Origin of the sequence: Staphylococcus hyicus, assembly GCF_000816085.1 — a bacterium.
Classification (GTDB): Bacteria; Bacillota; Bacilli; order Staphylococcales; family Staphylococcaceae; genus Staphylococcus; species Staphylococcus hyicus.
In genome coordinates this window covers 270,261-290,012 of sequence record NZ_CP008747.1, presented here as the reverse complement: position 1 = coordinate 290,012, position 19,752 = coordinate 270,261, and the positions used below count along the sequence as shown (strand labels likewise).

The window sequence follows — 19,752 nt, the reverse complement described above, 5'->3', positions numbered from 1 at the left end:
TCGCATTCCTCCTAAAATAAAACCGCACTTTGCAAAATAATATTGGCGTAAGGTGTAGCTTCTCCTGTTCGAATAATTGCTTTTACATGCTGAGATTGTATTTTCAATTCATCGTGGGACACAGTTTTCATATTTGAAAAGTCATTTCTCAAATTTTTAAATAAAACACTATTATGCGTCTTCATTTCTTCCGCCACGATTGCTCCTTCAATAGCCATATGTTTGCACACTTCTGTATAGACGTCCCAAAACGAAGGGTGTCCAAATGTCAGTGCAAGGTCAATGCGCTTAACACCATCAGGAATCGGCAAACCACAATCTGCAATCAAAATTTGATCTGTATGCCCTAATTGGCTTAACACTGTTGAAATGTTACTGTTTAAAGTTCCAGTTTTATACATCGAATTCACCTTCTATCTCTTGCCATGTCGGCATACCACCTTGCGCGCCCATGCCAGTCACTGAAAAACTCGCTGCGAGATTCGCAAGTTCAATGGCTTTATCTAAAGCAAATCCTTTTTGTAATCCTACCGCGAGCGCACCGTTAAACGTGTCTCCTGCCCCAGTAGTATCTTTAACATCACGTTTAAAACTTTGCACTGTGACATGTTTTTCACCATTAAAATAACGCGCGCCTTTATCACCAATTGTGACGATGAGTTTATTTGGATAGCGTTCTAATGCATCATCAAGATCTTCTTTAAATAATGCATCACTTTCTGTTTCATTAGGCGTAAGATAATCTGCATTTTCAATGACCGCCTCATCAATGTCACGATATGGCGCAGGATTTAATATAGAAACCACTCCATGTTGTTTACAATACGCAAGCACACTTGCTACCGTGTCAGCTGGAATTTCTTGTTGAAGTAATACAATATCACCTTTCTCAAGTTGTGCTAATTGGTCTTTGATATTCGCAAACGTCACTTCGTTGTTAGCGGAAGGAACCACTATAATACTATTATCGTTGTCTGCTAACGTAATATGTGCGGTTCCTGTAGTCATATGCGGTACGACATTCAAGTGCGTCACATCCACTTGGTTACGCTTGAAATTTTCAATAATCTCTTGCCCAAAATCATCGTCGCCGACACGACCAATCATATGGACATCATCACCAAGTCGTGCTGCCGCAACAGCTTGATTAGCACCTTTGCCCCCCGGTGTTGTAAAAAATGATTCACCGAGTACCGTTTCACCTTTTTTAGGTACTACCTTTGTTGACACAACCAAATCTATGGATACACTTCCTATAACATAAATTTTTTTCATTTCTTTGACCTCCTCGTTGATTGTCTATGAATTAATGCTACATTTAACTTGGCAGGAGTTTGTGATGCATAACCTTCTAAAGTATTAATTAATTGTTCTGCTGCTTGTTGCCCAAGTTCATAAGCAGGTTGACGGACAGTCGTTAAATTTGGCAAAAACATCTCAGCAAAAGGGATGTCATCATAACCAATAACTTGCACATCATCAGGCACTACTTTACCGAGATTGTGCACCCATTTCATGACTTTTAACGCCATGACATCATTACTACAAATGACACTATCGATGTGACTATCATTGATATAACTTTCAAACTTTTCCACATCTAATTCTGCTTCATCTTCCGTTACAACATGCACATTTTTCTGTTGTAATACGTCTTGTGCTGCTGTAAAACGGGCACGAAACGATGTAAATGATAAATCTTGATGCAATAATAAAACATGCGCCGCACGCCCATTTAATATCGCTTCTGCTTGTAACGCTCCACCTTTCGTATGGTCTGCCTCGATACACGCATCGCCCTCTGAAACACGATCAATTAACACATACGGTGTTTTAAAAGACTTTAGCGTTTGAAAGGCTTTTGATGTTGAAAGTTGTGATGCGATAATGCCACTACATTGATTAACTTTAAACATTGACAAATAATTCAGTTCTTTCGTCTCATCCATCGCACCGTTACCAATCATAATATGATAACCTCGCGCCATCGCTTTATCTTCCACGCCTCTAGCAACGACCGTGAAAAATGGGTTACTCATATCTGGCAACAATAAACCGAGCATTTTCGACGTTTGCATATTTAACGATCGCGCCACTTCATTGGGTTGATAATTCAATTTTTTAATGGCCGCATCAATTTTGTCACGTGTTTCTTTCTTTACATATCCAGTCCCATTTATCGCGCGAGATACTGTCGCCACAGAGACATTTGCATATTTTGCTACTTCTTTAATCGTCGTCATCTTCACACTCCCAACTAATGTGTAAACGTTTACATATACGTTAGCATGCTTTTATCAATTTATCAAATTAATATTTTTAATTCACACCAAAAAAGGCCAAAACGATAGTCTTGACCTTAAATAATAAGTATATTTCATCTTTATACGTTATTTTTGATTGTTTCAGGCATGGCTTGATACCCTTCACGAACGTTTATAATGTGGTGAAAGCCTTTTTGTTCTAAAATTCCAACTGCGATGGAACTTCTGACACCAGATTGACAATGTACATAAAGTGGTGCTGATTTGTCTAAATCTATTGCGGTTTCTAACAATTGACCGTGCGGAATATGCAACGCTCGGTTTAAATGTCCGGCTGCCCATTCTTTGTCATTCCTTACATCAATGACATTGGTTTCCTCACCAGACATGTCACCACTATGAATTGATGTAGTCACCATTTCAAATGTAGGCGCTTTATAACTTTTAACGCGATCAAATCCAATAAGCTGTAATGTTTGAATGGCTTGTTTAATGGTTTCATAGTCTCCAATCAGCTGAATATCTTGGTCATAATTCAAGTACCAACCGATTTGGTTAATAAAGTTTTTATTATACGGCACATTGATAGACCCTAACGTATGTCCACCATGGTATGCTTCTTTCGAACGTAAATCGAATGCTGGTGTGGTCTTATCATTTTCAAGGTATACGCGATAAGGTTGAAATGCTTGTGTGCCCCATTGATTGATACGCTTCATTTCAGCAAAGTGTTTCGGTGGCGCCGGTTGATCTGTCGTTAATGTTTCAATAAAATTCGTTTCATCTTCAATTTGAAACGCCCAATTGTTGATTTTTTCATAACCTAAAGTTGACATCGGAATAGCACCTAACGCTTTACCACATGGGCTACCCGCACCGTGCCCCGGCCAAATTTGAATATAATCAGGATAAGCTTTAATCATTTGAACTGATTCAAACATTTGTTTCGCACCTTTTTCAGTAGATCCTGCCACTTGTACCGCTTTTTCAAGTAAGTCTGGACGTCCAATATCACCAACGAAAAGAAAATCACCACTGAAGAGCCCCATCGGTACGGTTGCGCCTCCACCAAAATCTGTTAACAAGAAACTGATACTCTCTGGGGTATGTCCAGGTGTATGCAATACTTTTAATTCAATATTACCTACACGAATTGTATCCTGATGACCTACAAATACAGTTTGTTCCGGCATATTCCGATAACCAAGACTTTCTTCACCTTCTTTGGACACATAAATGACCGCGTCTAATCGATTGGCTACTTCACGAATACCAGAAGCATAATCCGCATGAATGTGTGTTTCTGCTGCTTTCGTAATTTTGAAACCTTCTTGTTCTGCGAGTGCAACATATTGTGTCAAATCACGTATCGGATCAATTATCATGGCTTCACCCGTACGTTGACAGCCAATTAAATAAGATGCTTGTGATAAATGGTCATTGTAAAACTGTTTAAAAAACATATCAATATCCTCCTAAATAAATAGATTATGTCGTGCCTGTTCTGTGTCACCAATATACGCGCCCACACCACCAAAAGTAACTTCTTCTCTCAATTCTTCTTTCGAAATGCCCATCACGTCCATACTCATCGTACACGCGATTAATTTCACATCTTGCTCAATAGCTTTTTCGATTAATGTAGGTAAGGTTTCAACATTTTTCTTTTTCATAACATAACGCATCATCACATTACCTAATCCAAACATATTCATTTTAGAAATTGGCATATATTCCGGTTGACTTGGCAACATCATATCGAACATTTTTGCAATACCTTTTTTCTTCACAGGTGATTGATTAATTTTTTTCAGTGCATTCAGTCCCCAAAATGTAAAGAAAATACTGACGTCTCGACCTGCTGCTTTCGCGCCATTCGCGATAATAAGTGCCGCTATAGCCTTGTCTAATTCACCGCTAAACAAGACAATCGTCGTGCCATTGCCTTCGTGTGTCACGTCCATAGTTTTGTCTTTAGTTTTTTCAATCACTGCACGAATATGATCCACATTTTCTTCTAACATAACAAGATGGTATCCTCTTTGTTTTACCCAAGCTTGAATATCTTGTTTAAATCCAAAATCAGTGACAGAAACTTCAAGTTGTTCGCCTTCTGACATTTTCGTCATTTCTTTATTGATTTCGACAATGGGTCCTGGACATTGTAAACCACTAAAATCGCGCTTTATACGATTTGCTTTTAATTCATGACTATGAGATATATTTTTATGTGTGTTTGGCGTCTCAATATTTGAAAGTTGTTCTTTTATCGCATCAAATCCACCATCTAAATTTACAACATTGTACCCTTTTTCGGATAAAAACTCTGCTGCTTTTTGACTTCTAGCTCCACTTCTACAATGAATGTAGTACGTGCGATCTTTAGGGAAATCGAATGTTTCTATTTGTTGTACGGGATGTAAAATCGCCCCATTAATATGACCGATTTCATATTCTTCACTCGTTCTTACATCTATCAATTGCTGTTGTTGACCTAATTTTTCTAATTCACTTTGATAAAAATTTGTAATATGCTGTGTTTTAAATTTTGTCATTATTTTCCTCCTCGAAATACCTATAGGGGTATGTTACCAAACCGACTTCACCTTGTCAAATACCGTATGGGGTATTTGACAAATCATTTCTTTCCTTTTATGCTAGGATTACTTTCAAATTTTATGGAGGATTAAACTATGGAATATGATAAAAAATTAGTGAATCGCATAAAGCGTGTTCAAGGGCAATTAAATGGTGTCATTAAAATGATGGAAGAAGATAAAGAGTGTAAAGATATCATCACACAATTGAGCGCATCGAAAGCATCTATTCAACGTTTAATTAGTATTATCATTAGTGAAAATTTAATAGACTGCGTCAAACAAGCTGAAAACAATGATGAAGATGCACAACAACTGATTAATGAAGCTGTAGAATTATTAGTGAAGGTAAAATAACGATGTGGTCTGAAATGTTATTACTATTTGTGATTGGTATCTTTGGTGGCTTTATTTCTGGCTTAGTAGGGATTGGTGGTGCCATTATTATTTATCCTGCGTTATTACTCATTCCACCTCTCTTAGGCTATCCAGTAATGACAGCTTATATCGCTTCTGGATTAACGTCCGCACAAGTATTTTTTAGCACATTAAGCGGTACATTTTCCGCGCGCAAAAAGAAGGAATTTTTACCTCAACTCGTCCTCTATATGGGGGGAGGGATGTTTGTAGGTAGTATTACTGGGGCAGTTATTGCAGATTGGCTTAACGCTTCTTTTGTGACAACAGTTTATATTTTTATCGCAATTCTTGCACTTGTTTTATTATTTTTTAAAGTGACACCGCGTGATGAGACACCGCACTTTAATCGCCTATGGTTAATCATGATTGGGGTTATCATTGGAGCCGTATCAGGGATTGTTGGTGCAGGTGGTGCTTTTATCATAACACCGATACTCCTTGCAATATTTAAATTACCGATGAATACTGTTGTCGCAAATAGTATTGCCATTGCGTTCATCTCATCCGTAGGTGCATTTGTGACAAAAGCCGTTCAAGGCTATATTCCCCTTGACTTGGCATGTGCCATTATATTAGGAAGCATTATTTTTGCACCCATTGGATTAAAAGTCGGACGCCATATTCCAAGTACCGTTCAAAAAGGCATTATTAGTCTATTGATTGTTATCGCCATCACTCAACTCATTTTTTAAACTGAAAAAGCCTACCACGCTCTTGTGGTAGGTTTTCTTATTTTATTCGCGTATGATGTCTATCTATCTTTAAATTTTAAATAAGTCATTAAGAGATTCTGCCATGGTCGGATGCGTGTACATCATATCACGCATCACATCATAGGTAGTACCTTGTTTCATCGCTAAATGAATGAGATTAATCAATTCCTCAGACTGTGCACCGTACAGCGATGCTCCTAATATGAGGTTCGTATTGGCATCAATAACCACTTTAAATAACCCTCGTGGGTCAGCATTAATTTTATGACGTGGTATTTGTTTTACCGGAAGTTGACCTTCTTTAATATTGAACCCTTCTTTTTGCGCCTCTGCGGCTGTTAAACCTATACGGGATAACGGCGGATCGATGAATACCGTATAAGGTATCTCACCACGGTTCTTAGTTGTACGTTGTCTTGTCCCAAATATATGATCATGTATAATGCGAAAATCATCTAAAGAAACATATGTGAACTGTGGTCCTCCTTTGACATCCCCCACTGCATAAATATGAGGCACAGTTGTTTGAAGGTGGGCATTCACTTTAATTTCACCTTTATCACCAAGTGCGATGCCTACGTTTTCTAAGCCAATATCTGTATTCGGTGTTCGACCTGTTGCAACTAATATCGCATCTGCGTGAAATGCGCCATTAGAAGTCTCAATGACCGCTTCTTGTGCAGTGTCACTTATTTTTTCAACCTCTACACTTGTCTCAATACGCACACCTTTGTTCTCTAAATCTTGAATCACTTCTTTAGCGATAGCGTCATCTTCATTGCTGAGCACATGTGTATGACGCTCAAGTACAGTCACTTCTGTACCAAAACTTGCGAAAAGGGAAGCAAATTCTAAGGCAATATAACCGCCACCAATGATTAATAAGCGTTGCGGTTGGGAAGGAAGTGCCATAACTCCCGTAGAATCGTAAACAAATCGAGACGTCTTGATGCCGTCAATTTCTGGTATCACAGGTGTTGCACCGGTATTAATAATCATCACTTCGCCACGAATAGTTGTTTCCGCATTTGTACTTTCAATACGTACCTCATGTTCTGATTGAAATGTTGCTTTTCCATCATACACCTCGATATGAGGATCATCTGCAAGATTAAGATAATTTTTTTGATTTAACGCTTGTACCACTTCCGCTTTACGTGTCATCGCTTCTGTAAATGGCAACGTTTTACTCGCTTGGATTAAGGTTTTAGATGGGATACAGCCAATATTGATACATGTACCACCGTACATTTTAGGGGATTGTTCAATCACTGCGACTTTTTTCCCTTTGCTTGCCGCCGTTTTAGCAAAGGTTTTCCCAGCTTTACCAAATCCAATTACGACAAAATCATATGTTTTCATAGTGTTGACTCCTTTAATATTTTCTCTAAAATTGTGTGTATTGTTTGTCCTTCATAAACTGCTTTTGACCGTGCAAATTCCGCGTCATAATAGGTAGTCATGATGCCTCCTATTTCTCTTGAAATAAGACATGCATTTTCGGATGCTCCGGTTAATAAACGTTGATCAGTCATGTGCTGTGGGACGAACATGTCATACAAAGTTGTAAGTGACGCATTCGCTGTGTGTTGATTGGCTTGATAGCCACCTTGCTTCCCACGATGCGTTTCAATCAGTCCCGCTTCAATTAATTGCGTTGTCACACGACGAATTTGTACAGGGTGTATACAGACAGATTCCGCCAACGCTTTACTGCTCCATCGTTCACCCTTATGTTTCACTAAAAAACACATCACATGAATGGCAATATTAAATTCAAGGTTCATCTTATCACCTCTTAATGTAACTATCTAAATTACATTTAAACACATATCTATTCATTACGCCACTTAATCGCTTTATAATGCTAAAAATTCGAGTTGAACATAGCATCCTTTTAACTTAAAAAAACCGACAAAATCCATTTGTACATGAACTTTGTCGGCCATTCTATTGATTAATAAATGGATAAACATTGTTTTGTATCATCACTACCCCGTACTTCTAAGACATCATGCCCAAACGGAAAATCCATATTGCTCGTTGGATATTAGAAATGTTCACTTATACAACATTGATGGCAGTGCTGAATAGATTACCGATACGCTATGTTATCGTTCTACAACTTCCGTTAATTGACCACCTGTTCACAAACGTTCATAGATGACTTGAAAACATAGCCCATTACTTTCTTAACATCTTTATATTCCAGAGACTAGGGCAAGAGGTCTCTATAATACGACGTTAAGAATAACTTAGAATGGATATGATGTAAGGTCGGTTCTCCTTTTACACAATAATCCAGCGACAATGATTTTTATATTTTTCATGGATGTCATACATTGCGGGGATGCTTTTGTTAGGAAAGTCCCAAATATGCTTAATAAAACTTGGTTCTAATATATCAGGATTTGCGCCTGGGCCTTTCTCTCGAAATTTGTCAGTCACAAAACGATATATCACACGCATGATACACTTCCATTTAGGCGCCCGTAACCAAATCACCAAGTCCGCCCGTTGAATACGCATTTCAAGTGTATCTTTGTAGTTTCCGTCAATAATCCATGTGTCCTTAGAAATGACGTGATTTAAACGTGTTCGAAGTGCTTCTTCAGACGTCGTTTGATTACCTTCCCAAAATAACGCATCCATATGATAGAGTGGTAAGCCTGTATGTTGTGCAATGCGATAGGCAAGTGTCGATTTGCCTGTTCCTGGAGATCCCATAATCACAATACGTTGTACCATTTTCATCACCTCATCTTTGTTCTGTTAAAACACCGTCCTCCATATGAAAAACACGGTCACAATAGTGTGTCAGTCGTTCATCATGTGTCACAATGATACATATTTTGTCACGTTCTGTCGTGAGTTTTTGTAAGATTTGAATGACTTCTAACGCATTTTCAGTATCAAGTGCAGCCGTTGGTTCATCAGCTAATATAATGGCCGGATTTGTGTACAACGCTTTTGCGATAGCAACCCGTTGTTTTTGCCCTCCTGAAACTTCACTCGGTAATTTATTTTCGAGATCCGTTAAGCCCAGTTGATGCATGAGCTGTTGGTAGTCTTTAGGCGGTAAAACATCTTTTTTGGATTTTTTAAGTAATTGAAATTGTTGTTTAACCGTAAGAAATGGGACTAAATTCGTGGATTGTAGCACAAATCCCACTTCATTCATACGCACTTTGGATAACTGTTTTTGGCTCATATTTGTAATGTTTTTATCATTAATAAAAATTTCACCCTGTGTGGGCGTTTGAAGCGCACCTGCCATCGTTAAAAAGGTACTTTTACCAGAACCTGAGGGGCCTACAATCGCAATCAATTCCCCTTTTTGAAATTGAAGCGACGTCGATTTGACCGCTTCTATCGTTTGATTGCCATCTTTAAATGATTTTGTAACGTTTTTAAATACCAACATATGCACACCTCCTATGCGATTGCCTTAAGTGGATCAATTTTTCGAATGCTTAATACCGAGAAAATACTGCCCAATAATGAGACGCCAATGAGCACGATCGCAAAAACGGCTAGCGTGATGGCGTCGAATTTCACTGGTACTGCTGTTGGTAGAAATACCCCTGTAAGCATCGTTAAACCTAATCCGATTAGTGCACCTATACTTGCTAAAATAAAGGTTTGAGCAATGACCATTTTAGCGAGATAGCCATTCGTAAATCCTTGCGCTTTTAAAACACCAAATAGATGCGTTTTTTGCAAGGTCATGACATATAGGAAAATGCCCACTACAGTTGCTGAAATTGCGAATAAAAAAACAATCATAAAGTTTAAAGTCATATTTTGTGCTTGATAGCCCGGTAAATTTTCAATAAATGAACTTATTTTTATAGCTTCTAACTTCGAGTCTAATTTGACGTCTTGCCAATTTGGATCTTTCACCACAATGGCATTCGTGACCGCTTTGGTTAACATTGGATTAATTTTCGCTATAGTCGCATCATTCGCAAACAATACGGGTGAGGCATTAAATTTAGCACTCTCGCTAATACCTACCACCTTTAACGTTTCATCTGATTGAGCTAAATCAACCTTATCGCCTACTTTGAATCCTTTTTCTTTCAATGACGCATCAATTACCACCTCATTCTCTTTTTGAAACGGCTTACCATCAATGATGCGTGGTATTAAAAATGATTGTTGCCCTACACCAAACAGCAAAGCATTTTCTTCCGTTCGCCCATTCGAAGCGATGACAGCGGTTTGTTTTAACGTTGCTTTCTCTTTAAAATCATTGGGTACGTCTGATGTTTTAAATTTTGACTGTTGAATCGTTTGATTCGCATTGTCGTTCATTATGATGGCATCCGCATGCCATTTATCAATGCCTTCTCGGTTCATATTCATTAAACCGTTCGCAAGACCTGACAATAAAAACAACAAATAACTCACCATAATCAGTACACCAACAATAAGACTGAATTTCAGTTTATTACGTTTGATTTCATTCCAAGCTAAAAACATACCTTTCCCCCTCCACGTGTGTCTTCACAAGCATACCATTAAGCGCCATAAGTTGCACACTATGCATATGCTTTATTAATGTTATATTTTAAAATTACCCAATTTATAAATGCGTGATATTTTTACAATTTTGTGACATATGTTATATTTCATGTAAGGGTTTACATTAAATGCAGTGAAACTGATTTAAAGGAGTGATGCCATGAAGCATATCGATAAATCCGAAGTAAAAACTCTAGTACAAGATGGCGATGTCATTGGACTAGCTGCATTAACAGTGTCAAACCTACCTGCCGAAGTGTTACAACTTCTTTTAAGTCAATATGATGATACACAGTCACCTAAAGACCTTACTTTCATATTAGCGAATGATATTAGCAGTGGTGGTTTAACGGTGGAACTTGATGATTTTGTTGAACGTGGCATGATCAAATGCGTCATGATGAGCATCATGACTGCTTCCAAAAAGACGGTTAACGCCATTAAATCAAATGCAATCGAGGCTTACTTTTTACCACAAGGGGTCATTGCGACGCATTACCGACAATCCAATTCGATAACACCGGGTGTATTTACAAAAATTGGACTGCACACAGGTGTGGATCCACTTTATCAAGGGGGTAAAGCGAACGCGCGTACGACTAAAGATATCGTTTCACGCGTCATGCTTCTTGATGAGACGTATCTACATTACAATTTCCCATCCGTTGATGTGGCGATTTTGAGAGGCACCTATGCGGATGCTAAAGGCAATATTTATATGACACACGAAGCACATCTTGGTGAAAGTTACGGTGTCGCTTTAAATGCGAAAGCACATGGTGGCAAGGTCATTGTTCAAGTGAAAGCAATCGTTGATATTTGTCAACAGAACCCAAACGATGTATTTATTCCAGGAACACTCGTTGACTACATTTATATTTCTGAAAATTCACACAATCATCAACAGTTAATTCAAACGTATTATCAACCAGAACTCTCTGGAGAACGTCGTGTGCGTACTTATCCAGAACCCACTTTACCGTTTTCGACGCGTAAACTGATTTTACGTCGTGCTGCACAACTGCTTCGTCATGGGGATACGGTCAGTATTGGTTATGGCATTAACAATGAGCTCACTAACCTCCTGCATGAGGAAGGTGTGGAAGATGCCATTTTGCCTATTATGGATACGGGTATTTTTGGTGGATTTATTGGCAGTCGCAATCATTTTGGTATGAATTACAACACCGAGGCACGTATGCGTCATGATGAAACATGGGATTTTATCTATAACGGTGGCGTGTCCGTTGCCTATATGAGTTTTGCAGAAGTGGATGCGCAAGGTAACGTGAATGTGTCCTTTTTTGGAAACCGGATGAATGGATGCGGTGGCTTTATTGATATTAGTCAATCTGTGAAACGATTGGTATTTTGTGGCGCTTTTGTTGCCGGCGGTCAACTAAAAATCGAAAATGGGCAGCTCCATGCGCATGACACATCACCGATGCACAAATTTGTTTCTAACGTCGATCATATTGATTTTAACGCCGAATACGCAAGAACACTAGGTCAAGAAGTACATGTTGTAACAGATCGCGCAGTATTTGAATTGCGAGACGAAGGATTAACTTTAACTGAAATTGCACCAGGAGTAAATTTACAGAGAGATATTTTACAACATATGGATTTTACCCCAAATATCGCAGAGCCATTAAGTACTATTGATACAAGTATTTATCAGGAGGTATGGGGGAACTTGTCTCAAACACTTTGTAACCAATCACACACGACGTAGAAAGTTATTTCTATTACGATGATTGTGGTAAGCCCTCATCCCTTCCCAATCATCAACTAAAGGGGGTTATACGTGATGAATTTCGATTGGATTAAAACGCGCTCTGATTTTGATATTGAAAAGCCAGCTGTCATCGATCCATTAAAGGGGACACAGTGGACGTACCAGCAACTGAATATTCGCGCAGATCATATGGCACATTATCTCACTGACAAAGGCATTCAAAAAGGTGATGTCGTCGGTGTATTTGCACCCAATGATGTTGCACTTTTAGATTTATTATTTGCTTGTTTTAAAATGGGCGCAGTATTTTTACCTATTAATTGGCGACTCAATCCTAAAGAAATCGCAGCAGTTGTCAAAGATTCCGAACTCAAAATATTATTTTATGCAGAAAAACATTTAAGTTCATTGACCGATGTTGATGAAAAACTTTTGCATATGGACATCGATAGTCCTGAATACGCAAGAATCGTAAATCCAGAACACCATCAACCATTTAAAGCGACTAAAGTAGAGGCAAATGATTTGGCGGCTTTGATATATACAAGTGGCACGACGGGTGAACCTAAAGGCGTGATGTTTTCGTATGACTCATTTGTAAATAATGGTACCAATATTGAATTAACGTATAAATTCAACTCCGACTATACAACCATTATTTCTACACCAATGTTTCATGTTTTAGGTTTCAATGACACAGTACTACCCACATTAATGGCTGGTGGCACACTCGTTTTACAACGCTACTTTAATGGCGAAGCATTGAATGACTTAATTGCACAATATGAACCGAGTTTTATCATTATGATTCCAACGATGTATTATGCAACCATTAAGCAACCTAACTTTAATCCTGAAAACTTTAGAAAAATGAAATATGTCATTCAAGGTGGGTCACAACCTTTGCCAAGTATCCAAGCAGCCTTTAAACAATATGGTGTCAATATCATTAATGGATACGGTTTAACTGAGGCGCCACTCGTTATGGTGAATACACCTGAAAATGCACTAAGAAAACCAATGAGTATCGGAAAATCTGTCATGTTTGTTGAAAGTATCATTCTTGATGATGATAAAAATGAAGTCGGTGTCGGAGAAATCGGAGAACTTGCGATTAAAGCTAAAAATGTGACACCTGGTTATTGGAAAAAACCTGAAGAAACTGCCAAAATTTTTCATGGTCCTTACCTATTAACTGGTGATTTAGCCAAGAAAGATGAAGACGGCGATATTTTTATCATCGATCGCAAAAAAGAACTCATCATTACAGGTGGTGAAAACGTATTACCTTCTGAAGTCGAAACCGCACTCGCTGAACATCCGCTCGTGGATCGCTGTGTAGTGGTTGGATATGATCATCCGAAATATGGTGAATCTATTGCGGCTGCCGTCATCTTAAGGGAGAATGACCCAGATTATGAGCGTAAGCTTGATACATTTATGCGAGACAAACTTGCGGGTTATAAAGTGCCTCGCATGTATCATCCAGTCACGTACATGCCGTTGAACTCGACACAAAAACCCGATAAACGTGCAATTCGTGAAATGATGAATCAAAAAGCTCAAGCATTAAAATAACGAAGCAAAAAATTTTAACACTAAATGTAAGCGGTTACAATAACCGAGGGAGGTTCTAATTATGACAAATCGAGAAACACTTTTAAATACGCTATATCCTGAAGATATTTTAAGCATTGCGAAAGATTTAACAGATGGTGAACTCGAACTGTTGAAACAACTGAATGAATTGTTGGAACAAAAATATCGGAAAGATGTGAATCGTCATTGGGTTAATGCGACAGTGCCAGAAGATTTTTTTGAAGATATTGGTAAGCTTAATTATTTTACAAATCCCCTACTCTTTAAAGGGCGTGAAGGGGCTAAAACCCCAAGCCAATTGTTTCAATTTTTTATGGCATATACACTCGCACGTTTTGATGTATCACTTGCAACACTGTTAGGTGTACATCAAGGTTTAGGTCACAACACATTTTTATTTGGCGGCTCAAAGGAACAAGTAGCCAAATATGTTCCTAAACTTCAGTCACACGAACTACGTACATGTTTTGCATTAACGGAGCCTGATCACGGCTCAGATGTTGCGGGTGGACTTGCGACAACCGCTGAACAAAAAGGAGACGTTTGGATTCTCAATGGTGAGAAGAAATGGATTGGTGGTGCACATGTTTCAGATATTATTCCTGTTTTTGCAGTCAACACAGAAACAGGTAAACCACACTGCTTTATCGTCAAACCAGACCAACAAGGCGTTGAAATTGATGTTCTTCAAGATAAAATCGCATTACGTATCGTTCCAAACGCCCATATTAAACTGACTAATGTTCAAGTGACAGAAGCAGATCGTCTCCAAAATATTACGTCATTTAAAGATATCGCTAAAATTTTATATTCGACGCGTGCAGGCGTAGCCTATATGGCCACAGGTGCCTTAGCCGGTACGTTACGTGCAACGTTAGATTACGTTAAATCCCGTCAACAATTCGGTAAATCCATTAGTAAATATCAACTCGTCCAAGAAAAGGTTTCTATGATACAAGGCAACTTGGCACATGCAATGGCCATAAGTGCAGCATTAGCTCGGAAACAAGCCAATGGTGAATACGATGAAGTTGCGACGTCTACCGCCAAAATGATGAACGCGTTACGTTTGCGTGAATCTGTCGCAATGGGTCGCGGTGTATGTGGCGGAAACGGTATCCTTGCTGGTGACTATGACATCGCACGCTTTTTCTCTGATGCTGAAGCCATTTTCACATATGAAGGTACGCATGAAATCAATGCACTCGTGATTGGTCGCGCTTTAACAGGAGACTCCGCATTTATTTAAGCATGGCATTTTAAAAGGAGGAATAATTATGACAATCAATAAAATCACCGTCCTAGGTGCTGGCACAATGGGCGCACAACTCGCTGCACTTTTCGTTAATGCTGGTCTTAAAGTACAATTACTCGACATTGTCATTGATGAACAAGATCCAAATAAAATTTCGAAAAAAGCATATGATATGATTACAGATAAAAAACGCCCGCTGCTTTTTGACTTACAATATGCGTCGAATTTAACATATGGTAATTTTAACGATGATTTGGCAGATTCAGATGCCGATTTATATATCGAGGCAGTTAAAGAAGATTTAGAAGTCAAACATTCCGTATGGAGAAATGTCGCACAAATTGCTCCTAAAAATGCAGTGTTTGCGACAAATACTTCAGGTATTCCAATCGAAGCCATTGCACAGGTTTTTGATGAAACTGATAAAGCACGCTTTTTTGGCCTTCACTTCTTCAATCCGCCACGTATTATGAAATTGGTAGAAGTGATACCAAACCGTTTAACAGATGCTGCCTATATCGATAAAGTTCAAACGTTTGCGCAAGATGTATTAGGAAAAGGGGTTGTCATTGCAAATGATGTACCTGGATTTGTGGCAAACCGCATCGGAACACAATCTATGAATGACATTATGTATCGTGCAGAACAACATGGCTTTTCAATTACTGATGTAGATGCTTTAACAGGTCAAGCAATTGGACGCCCTAAAACAGGCACATACGCTCTAACAGACTTAGTCGGACTCGATATTGCCGTTTCGGTAATTAAAGGATTACAACAAGTCCCTGAAGAACAACCCTTTTTCAAGGATGTGACGTTGGTGTCTACGTTGTATGACAAAGGTGCACTCGGCAGAAAAACGAAACAAGGCTTTTACAAGAAAGACAAAGCCACAAAATCACGTCTTGTTTTCGATCCAAACACTCAAGATTATGTGCCTGTTGAAAAACCTCAAATCCCTTTATTAGCACAATTTAATAAAGACTTAGCACATAATTTAGACGTTATCTTTAATGCCACTGATGATGCAGGTCGCTTTTTATGGGAAACATTACGTAACAACTTTTATTATGCTGCGCGGAACGTGCCTTATGCGGCAAAAGATTTTAAAGATGTCGATCGTGCGTTGGTTTGGGGATTCAACTGGAAACTTGGTCCTTTCCAATTATGGGATTTAATGGGCTTTGACCGTGTCAAATCACGTATAGAAGATGAACTCGGCAATTTACCAGACTGGCTTCAATCGATTCAAAATGGATTCTATGAAAAAGGTGAATCTATCGAGCGCGTTACACCTGTGTCAAATTGGATTACAGATTCAATCTGGAATCGTGAGGATTCTAAATTAAGTGTAGCCAACGAACAACAACTCTTGTTGAAACTACAAAGCAAAAACAATGTTATTACTGATGGTTTTACAGATGATTTAGTTGAAGCCATTGATTTACTTGAAACACAATCCTATACCAGCATGGTCATTTATGCAGGTGGCAATAACTTTAGCGTTGGCGCAAACCTTTATCAAATGAAACAAGCGCACGAAGACGGTACTGTCGACGATATGGTCGGTGATGCCGTTGAAAAACTCCACAGTAGTTTCAATCGCATAAAATACAGTACAAAACCGATTGTGACAGCAGTTCATGGACGTGCACTAGGTGGTGGATGTGAACTTGTGTTATATTCCCCATTTGTCGTTGCTGCAAGTGAAACATATATTGGTTTAGTTGAAGCTGGTGTCGGTCTATTACCAAGTGCTGGTGGTCTTGCAGAAATGGCTCATCGTATTCTGCACACTTCCCATATGAAAAATGACCACCAAAACAGTATGACGAACCTCCTTATGACTATCGGATTTGCCAAAGTATCTACCAATGCATTTGAAGCGAAACGCTATGGCTTTTTACGTGACACAGATACCATTATTTTCAACACTGAAAAACGCGTAGAAATCGCATTACGCCGTGCACAATATGAAGCAGATACCAATTACCTCCCAGCCCCAAAACAACAGTATTTCGCGCTAGGTTCCGATTTCATTGCACTCGCACAAGGTCAGTTGGATGCTCAAAAAGAAGGACATTTCATTAGTGAACACGATTATAATATCGCATTACGTATTGCTACAGTACTTGCAGGTGGTGATTTGCCAAGAAATACGTTTGTAAACCAACGTTATTTGCAAAAACTGGAAAAACATCACTTCCTCACATTATTGAAAACTGAAAAAACGTATGACCGTATTTGTCATATGCTAAAAACTGGAAAACCATTACGTAACTAACACTAGAAAGGATGAATCTAAATGAGAGAAGCTTATATTGTTGCTTACGGTCGCTCAGCAGCTGCAAAAGCCAAGAACGGTGCCTTATTCCATGAAAGACCTGATGATGTTGCCGCAGCGGTCCTTAAAGGTGTTTTGGATCGCGTAGATGGTGCATTCAAACCTGAAATGATTGATGATGTTATTGTTGGCAATGCCTTTCCAGAAGGTCTTCAAGGGCAGAATATTGCACGAACGATTGCATTACGTGCTGGACTCCCTCATCATGTACCTGGACAAACTGTGAACCGATATTGTTCTTCAGGACTTCAAACGATTGCATTAGCTGCGAATCAAATTCTTGCTAATCAAGGCGATATTATCGTAGCTGGTGGTGTCGAACTGATGAGCGCTGTACCTATGGGCGGTAATGAACCCACTAACAACCCGACATTACAAAATGAGGACGCTGGCGTCTCTTACCCGATGGGGCTGACTGCTGAAAACGTTGCTGAAAAATATAATGTGTCTCGTGAAGCCCAAGATGCTTATGCAGTAGAAAGCCATCAACGTGCTGCCCGAGCACAGGCGTCAGGAAAATTTGATGATGAAATCATAACTATTCCTGTTAAAACTGTCACGTATACTGCACAAGGTCCTAAAGTAGAAACGACACAATTTAATAAAGATGAATTCATTCGTCCTGATACGAATCTCGATACATTAGCGCACTTACCGACTGTGTTCAAGGCAGATGGTACTGTAACAGCTGCGACATCCGCACCTTTATCAGATGGGGCAGGTTTTGTTGTAGTCATGTCTGGCGAAAAAGTAAATGCGTTGGGTGTGACCCCAATCGCTAAATTTATCGCTTACGAAGCTGTCGGTGTAGATCCTAAATTGATGGGCATCGGGCCTGCATACGCCATACCTGAAGTGTTGAAACGTGCGAAATTAAGCATCAACGATATCGATTTGGTCGAACTCAATGAGGCATTTGCCGCACAAACCATCGCATCGATGAATGATGTTGGTTTAGATGCTTCTAAAACAAACGTCAATGGTGGTGCGATTGCACTCGGCCACCCATTAGGTGCTACAGGTGCTATGTTAACTGGGCGTCTCCTTTCAGAAATGAAAAAACGGAGTGATGCACGTTACGGCATGGTGACGATGTGCATCGGTGTTGGCATGGGTGCCGCAGCAATATTTGAATATATTAGAAAATCTTAATAAAAATACCCTCGCGTGTAAGACATGATTTACATGCGAGGGTCTATCATGTTATAACACAATTGAAAACTGTCGTGCTTCGATAGCTTGTCCTGTAATATAAACGTTCCATTGTTCTGCGTCACAATAGACGTCCACCTCAACGAAACCATCTTTCCCTATTTCTTGACCTTGCTCTATACGAAGTGAATACGCTGCGTGATTCGGATTGATATACTTTGCATAATAAGCGCCCATTACGCCAGACGCCGTACCTGTAACAGCATCTTCTATCGTTCCTGCATCAGAAGCCGAAAAGTGCCTCCCATGCATGTCACGGGAAGGATTATAAGTTTCAAGGCAAAACGGATGCACAGAAGCCCCCGGCTCTTCAATTAATATTTCAGCAAACTTTTGATTATGAGGTTTCATTTTGCGACAAACGTCCAGTGACGTCACCGGTACCAACAATGTCCATACACCCGTGTTCCCATACACCATCGGAAAGCGATCATCAATGTCTTCCTCATGAATTCCAAGCGCATGTACAAGCTGATACACAGAGCCTTCAAATGCTTTAAATTGCGGTACGTTCTGCATCATGGTGACACACCAATGTTCCCCTTTTTGTTTTAAAGTCATGCTCAAAGCCCCTACTTTTGTTTCAACTACAATATGACTTTTATCGTTAGGAATAAGATGTTTCGATTTAGCAGCAACAACGGTTGCAATGGTCGCATGTCCACATACATCCACCTCTTTTTGAGGTGTAAAAAAGCGAATTTGGAAGTCAGCATGCGCTGAAGCCATTAAAAATGCAGTTTCGTTATATCCCGCTTCATAGGCGATGGCTTGCATTTCATCAGTCGTAATCATATCTCCATTAAGTACAACACCTGCCGCATTCCCTCTCGTTGGTTCAGTTGTAAACACATCGTATTGATACACTTTTACAGTTTTCATAAGCCATTCCTCTTTAATAGAATTAAGTAAGCTTTAATTTAACATGTTTTCCACTTAGATTCGATGGTTACACACTTTATTACAATATTTCGGTCTGAAGTCCTACACATGATGAAACGCTTTTAATGACACATTACAAAAAAAGCAGTTGTACCATGTCAGTTATAAAATGAAGAGATACGCCTCTCTTCCACAAATGAA

Annotated in this window: 18 protein-coding genes; 7 read left to right on the top strand and 11 right to left on the bottom strand. The window is 39.2% G+C overall.

Annotated features, from left to right (window positions below; genetic code table 11):
• Window positions 1-11: 11 nt before the first annotated feature.
• From rbsD to SHYC_RS01155, 5 genes are all read right to left on the bottom strand, one after another.
• Entirely contained in the window at window positions 12-401 is a 390-nt protein-coding gene (gene rbsD, locus SHYC_RS01175; protein ID WP_039643769.1) for a D-ribose pyranase, read from the bottom strand.
• A complete protein-coding gene (gene rbsK, locus SHYC_RS01170) occupies window positions 394-1,275 on the bottom strand; it encodes a ribokinase (protein ID WP_039643767.1) in 882 nt (293 codons plus the stop codon). Before rbsK ends, rbsD begins: the two co-directional genes overlap by 8 nt.
• On the bottom strand, window positions 1,272-2,243 hold the full coding sequence (locus tag SHYC_RS01165; RefSeq protein WP_039643764.1) for a LacI family DNA-binding transcriptional regulator: 972 nt from the start codon (window positions 2,241-2,243) through the stop codon (window positions 1,272-1,274). The genes rbsK and SHYC_RS01165 overlap by 4 nt, the downstream gene beginning before the upstream one ends.
• Window positions 2,244-2,383: 140 nt before the next feature.
• Window positions 2,384-3,727 carry a persulfide dioxygenase-sulfurtransferase CstB gene (gene cstB / locus SHYC_RS01160; RefSeq protein ID WP_039643763.1) on the bottom strand — a complete coding sequence of 448 codons (1,344 nt, stop codon included), beginning with the start codon at window positions 3,725-3,727 and terminating at the stop codon, window positions 2,384-2,386.
• 12 nt (window positions 3,728-3,739) lie between these two features.
• Entirely contained in the window at window positions 3,740-4,819 is a 1,080-nt protein-coding gene (locus SHYC_RS01155) for a DsrE/DsrF/DrsH-like family protein (RefSeq protein ID WP_039643761.1), read from the bottom strand.
• A 138-nt stretch (window positions 4,820-4,957) separates the two neighbouring features.
• Between SHYC_RS01155 and cstR the strand changes: the two genes are divergently transcribed.
• Together cstR and SHYC_RS01145 are read left to right on the top strand one after the other, a co-directional pair.
• Window positions 4,958-5,218: a persulfide-sensing transcriptional repressor CstR gene (gene cstR, locus SHYC_RS01150; protein WP_039643759.1), complete on the top strand. Its 261-nt coding sequence runs from the start codon at window positions 4,958-4,960 to the stop codon at window positions 5,216-5,218.
• A 14-nt stretch (window positions 5,219-5,232) separates the two neighbouring features.
• Window positions 5,233-5,973, top strand: coding sequence for a sulfite exporter TauE/SafE family protein (locus tag SHYC_RS01145; protein ID WP_231912793.1), 741 nt, complete (start codon window positions 5,233-5,235; stop codon window positions 5,971-5,973).
• Between the two features lie 69 nt (window positions 5,974-6,042).
• Here SHYC_RS01145 and merA read toward each other — a convergent pair whose 3' ends face one another.
• From merA to SHYC_RS01120, 5 genes are all read right to left on the bottom strand, one after another.
• Window positions 6,043-7,356 carry a hypothiocyanous acid reductase MerA gene (gene merA, locus SHYC_RS01140; RefSeq protein ID WP_039643754.1) on the bottom strand — a complete coding sequence of 438 codons (1,314 nt, stop codon included), beginning with the start codon at window positions 7,354-7,356 and terminating at the stop codon, window positions 6,043-6,045.
• A complete protein-coding gene (gene hypR, locus SHYC_RS01135; protein WP_039643753.1) occupies window positions 7,353-7,781 on the bottom strand; it encodes a redox-sensitive transcriptional regulator HypR in 429 nt (142 codons plus the stop codon). Before hypR ends, merA begins: the two co-directional genes overlap by 4 nt.
• Before the next feature lie 502 nt (window positions 7,782-8,283).
• Window positions 8,284-8,742 (bottom strand): AAA family ATPase, encoded by a 459-nt coding sequence (locus SHYC_RS01130; RefSeq protein ID WP_039643751.1) that lies wholly within the window; start codon window positions 8,740-8,742, stop codon window positions 8,284-8,286.
• Between the two features lie 10 nt (window positions 8,743-8,752).
• Window positions 8,753-9,418: an ABC transporter ATP-binding protein gene (locus SHYC_RS01125; protein WP_039643749.1), complete on the bottom strand. Its 666-nt coding sequence runs from the start codon at window positions 9,416-9,418 to the stop codon at window positions 8,753-8,755.
• 11 nt (window positions 9,419-9,429) lie between these two features.
• Window positions 9,430-10,479, bottom strand: coding sequence for an ABC transporter permease (locus SHYC_RS01120; protein ID WP_039643747.1), 1,050 nt, complete (start codon window positions 10,477-10,479; stop codon window positions 9,430-9,432).
• A gap of 202 nt (window positions 10,480-10,681) precedes the next feature.
• Here SHYC_RS01120 and fadX point away from each other — a divergent pair, with 202 nt between their 5' ends.
• The 5 genes from fadX (at window position 10,682) to SHYC_RS01095 (ending at window position 18,609) form a co-directional block, all read left to right on the top strand.
• Entirely contained in the window at window positions 10,682-12,256 is a 1,575-nt protein-coding gene (gene fadX / locus SHYC_RS01115; RefSeq protein WP_039643745.1) for a fatty acid degradation protein FadX, read from the top strand.
• 75 nt (window positions 12,257-12,331) lie between these two features.
• A complete protein-coding gene (gene fadD, locus SHYC_RS01110; protein ID WP_039643743.1) occupies window positions 12,332-13,837 on the top strand; it encodes a long-chain-fatty-acid--CoA ligase FadD in 1,506 nt (501 codons plus the stop codon).
• Window positions 13,838-13,898: 61 nt separating this feature from the next.
• Window positions 13,899-15,107, top strand: coding sequence for an acyl-CoA dehydrogenase FadE (fadE, locus tag SHYC_RS01105; RefSeq protein WP_039643741.1), 1,209 nt, complete (start codon window positions 13,899-13,901; stop codon window positions 15,105-15,107).
• 28 nt (window positions 15,108-15,135) lie between these two features.
• Window positions 15,136-17,397 carry a 3-hydroxyacyl-CoA dehydrogenase/crotonase FadB gene (gene fadB / locus SHYC_RS01100; protein ID WP_039643739.1) on the top strand — a complete coding sequence of 754 codons (2,262 nt, stop codon included), beginning with the start codon at window positions 15,136-15,138 and terminating at the stop codon, window positions 17,395-17,397.
• 21 nt (window positions 17,398-17,418) lie between these two features.
• On the top strand, window positions 17,419-18,609 hold the full coding sequence (locus tag SHYC_RS01095) for a thiolase family protein (RefSeq protein WP_039643736.1): 1,191 nt from the start codon (window positions 17,419-17,421) through the stop codon (window positions 18,607-18,609).
• Between the two features lie 51 nt (window positions 18,610-18,660).
• Here SHYC_RS01095 and SHYC_RS01090 read toward each other — a convergent pair whose 3' ends face one another.
• Window positions 18,661-19,551, bottom strand: coding sequence for a PhzF family phenazine biosynthesis protein (locus SHYC_RS01090; protein WP_039643735.1), 891 nt, complete (start codon window positions 19,549-19,551; stop codon window positions 18,661-18,663).
• Between the last annotated feature and the right edge of the window lie 201 nt (window positions 19,552-19,752).

What these genes read in the sequence shown, in the direction of transcription:
- fadX (WP_039643745.1), top strand. Translation starts at nt 10,682, where the DNA reads ATGAAGCATATCGATAAATCCGAAGTAAAAACTCTAGTACAAGATGGC.
- rbsD (WP_039643769.1), bottom strand. Translation starts at nt 401, where the DNA reads ATGTATAAAACTGGAACTTTAAACAGTAACATTTCAACAGTGTTAAGC.
- SHYC_RS01155 (WP_039643761.1), bottom strand. Translation starts at nt 4,819, where the DNA reads ATGACAAAATTTAAAACACAGCATATTACAAATTTTTATCAAAGTGAA.
- SHYC_RS01125 (WP_039643749.1), bottom strand. Translation starts at nt 9,418, where the DNA reads ATGTTGGTATTTAAAAACGTTACAAAATCATTTAAAGATGGCAATCAA.
- SHYC_RS01095 (WP_039643736.1), top strand. Translation starts at nt 17,419, where the DNA reads ATGAGAGAAGCTTATATTGTTGCTTACGGTCGCTCAGCAGCTGCAAAA.
- cstB (WP_039643763.1), bottom strand. Translation starts at nt 3,727, where the DNA reads ATGTTTTTTAAACAGTTTTACAATGACCATTTATCACAAGCATCTTAT.
- merA (WP_039643754.1), bottom strand. Translation starts at nt 7,356, where the DNA reads ATGAAAACATATGATTTTGTCGTAATTGGATTTGGTAAAGCTGGGAAA.
- fadB (WP_039643739.1), top strand. Translation starts at nt 15,136, where the DNA reads ATGACAATCAATAAAATCACCGTCCTAGGTGCTGGCACAATGGGCGCA.
- SHYC_RS01130 (WP_039643751.1), bottom strand. Translation starts at nt 8,742, where the DNA reads ATGGTACAACGTATTGTGATTATGGGATCTCCAGGAACAGGCAAATCG.
- hypR (WP_039643753.1), bottom strand. Translation starts at nt 7,781, where the DNA reads ATGAACCTTGAATTTAATATTGCCATTCATGTGATGTGTTTTTTAGTG.
- fadD (WP_039643743.1), top strand. Translation starts at nt 12,332, where the DNA reads ATGAATTTCGATTGGATTAAAACGCGCTCTGATTTTGATATTGAAAAG.
- SHYC_RS01145 (WP_231912793.1), top strand. Translation starts at nt 5,233, where the DNA reads ATGTTATTACTATTTGTGATTGGTATCTTTGGTGGCTTTATTTCTGGC.
- cstR (WP_039643759.1), top strand. Translation starts at nt 4,958, where the DNA reads ATGGAATATGATAAAAAATTAGTGAATCGCATAAAGCGTGTTCAAGGG.
- SHYC_RS01090 (WP_039643735.1), bottom strand. Translation starts at nt 19,551, where the DNA reads ATGAAAACTGTAAAAGTGTATCAATACGATGTGTTTACAACTGAACCA.
- rbsK (WP_039643767.1), bottom strand. Translation starts at nt 1,275, where the DNA reads ATGAAAAAAATTTATGTTATAGGAAGTGTATCCATAGATTTGGTTGTG.
- fadE (WP_039643741.1), top strand. Translation starts at nt 13,899, where the DNA reads ATGACAAATCGAGAAACACTTTTAAATACGCTATATCCTGAAGATATT.
- SHYC_RS01120 (WP_039643747.1), bottom strand. Translation starts at nt 10,479, where the DNA reads ATGTTTTTAGCTTGGAATGAAATCAAACGTAATAAACTGAAATTCAGT.
- SHYC_RS01165 (WP_039643764.1), bottom strand. Translation starts at nt 2,243, where the DNA reads ATGACGACGATTAAAGAAGTAGCAAAATATGCAAATGTCTCTGTGGCG.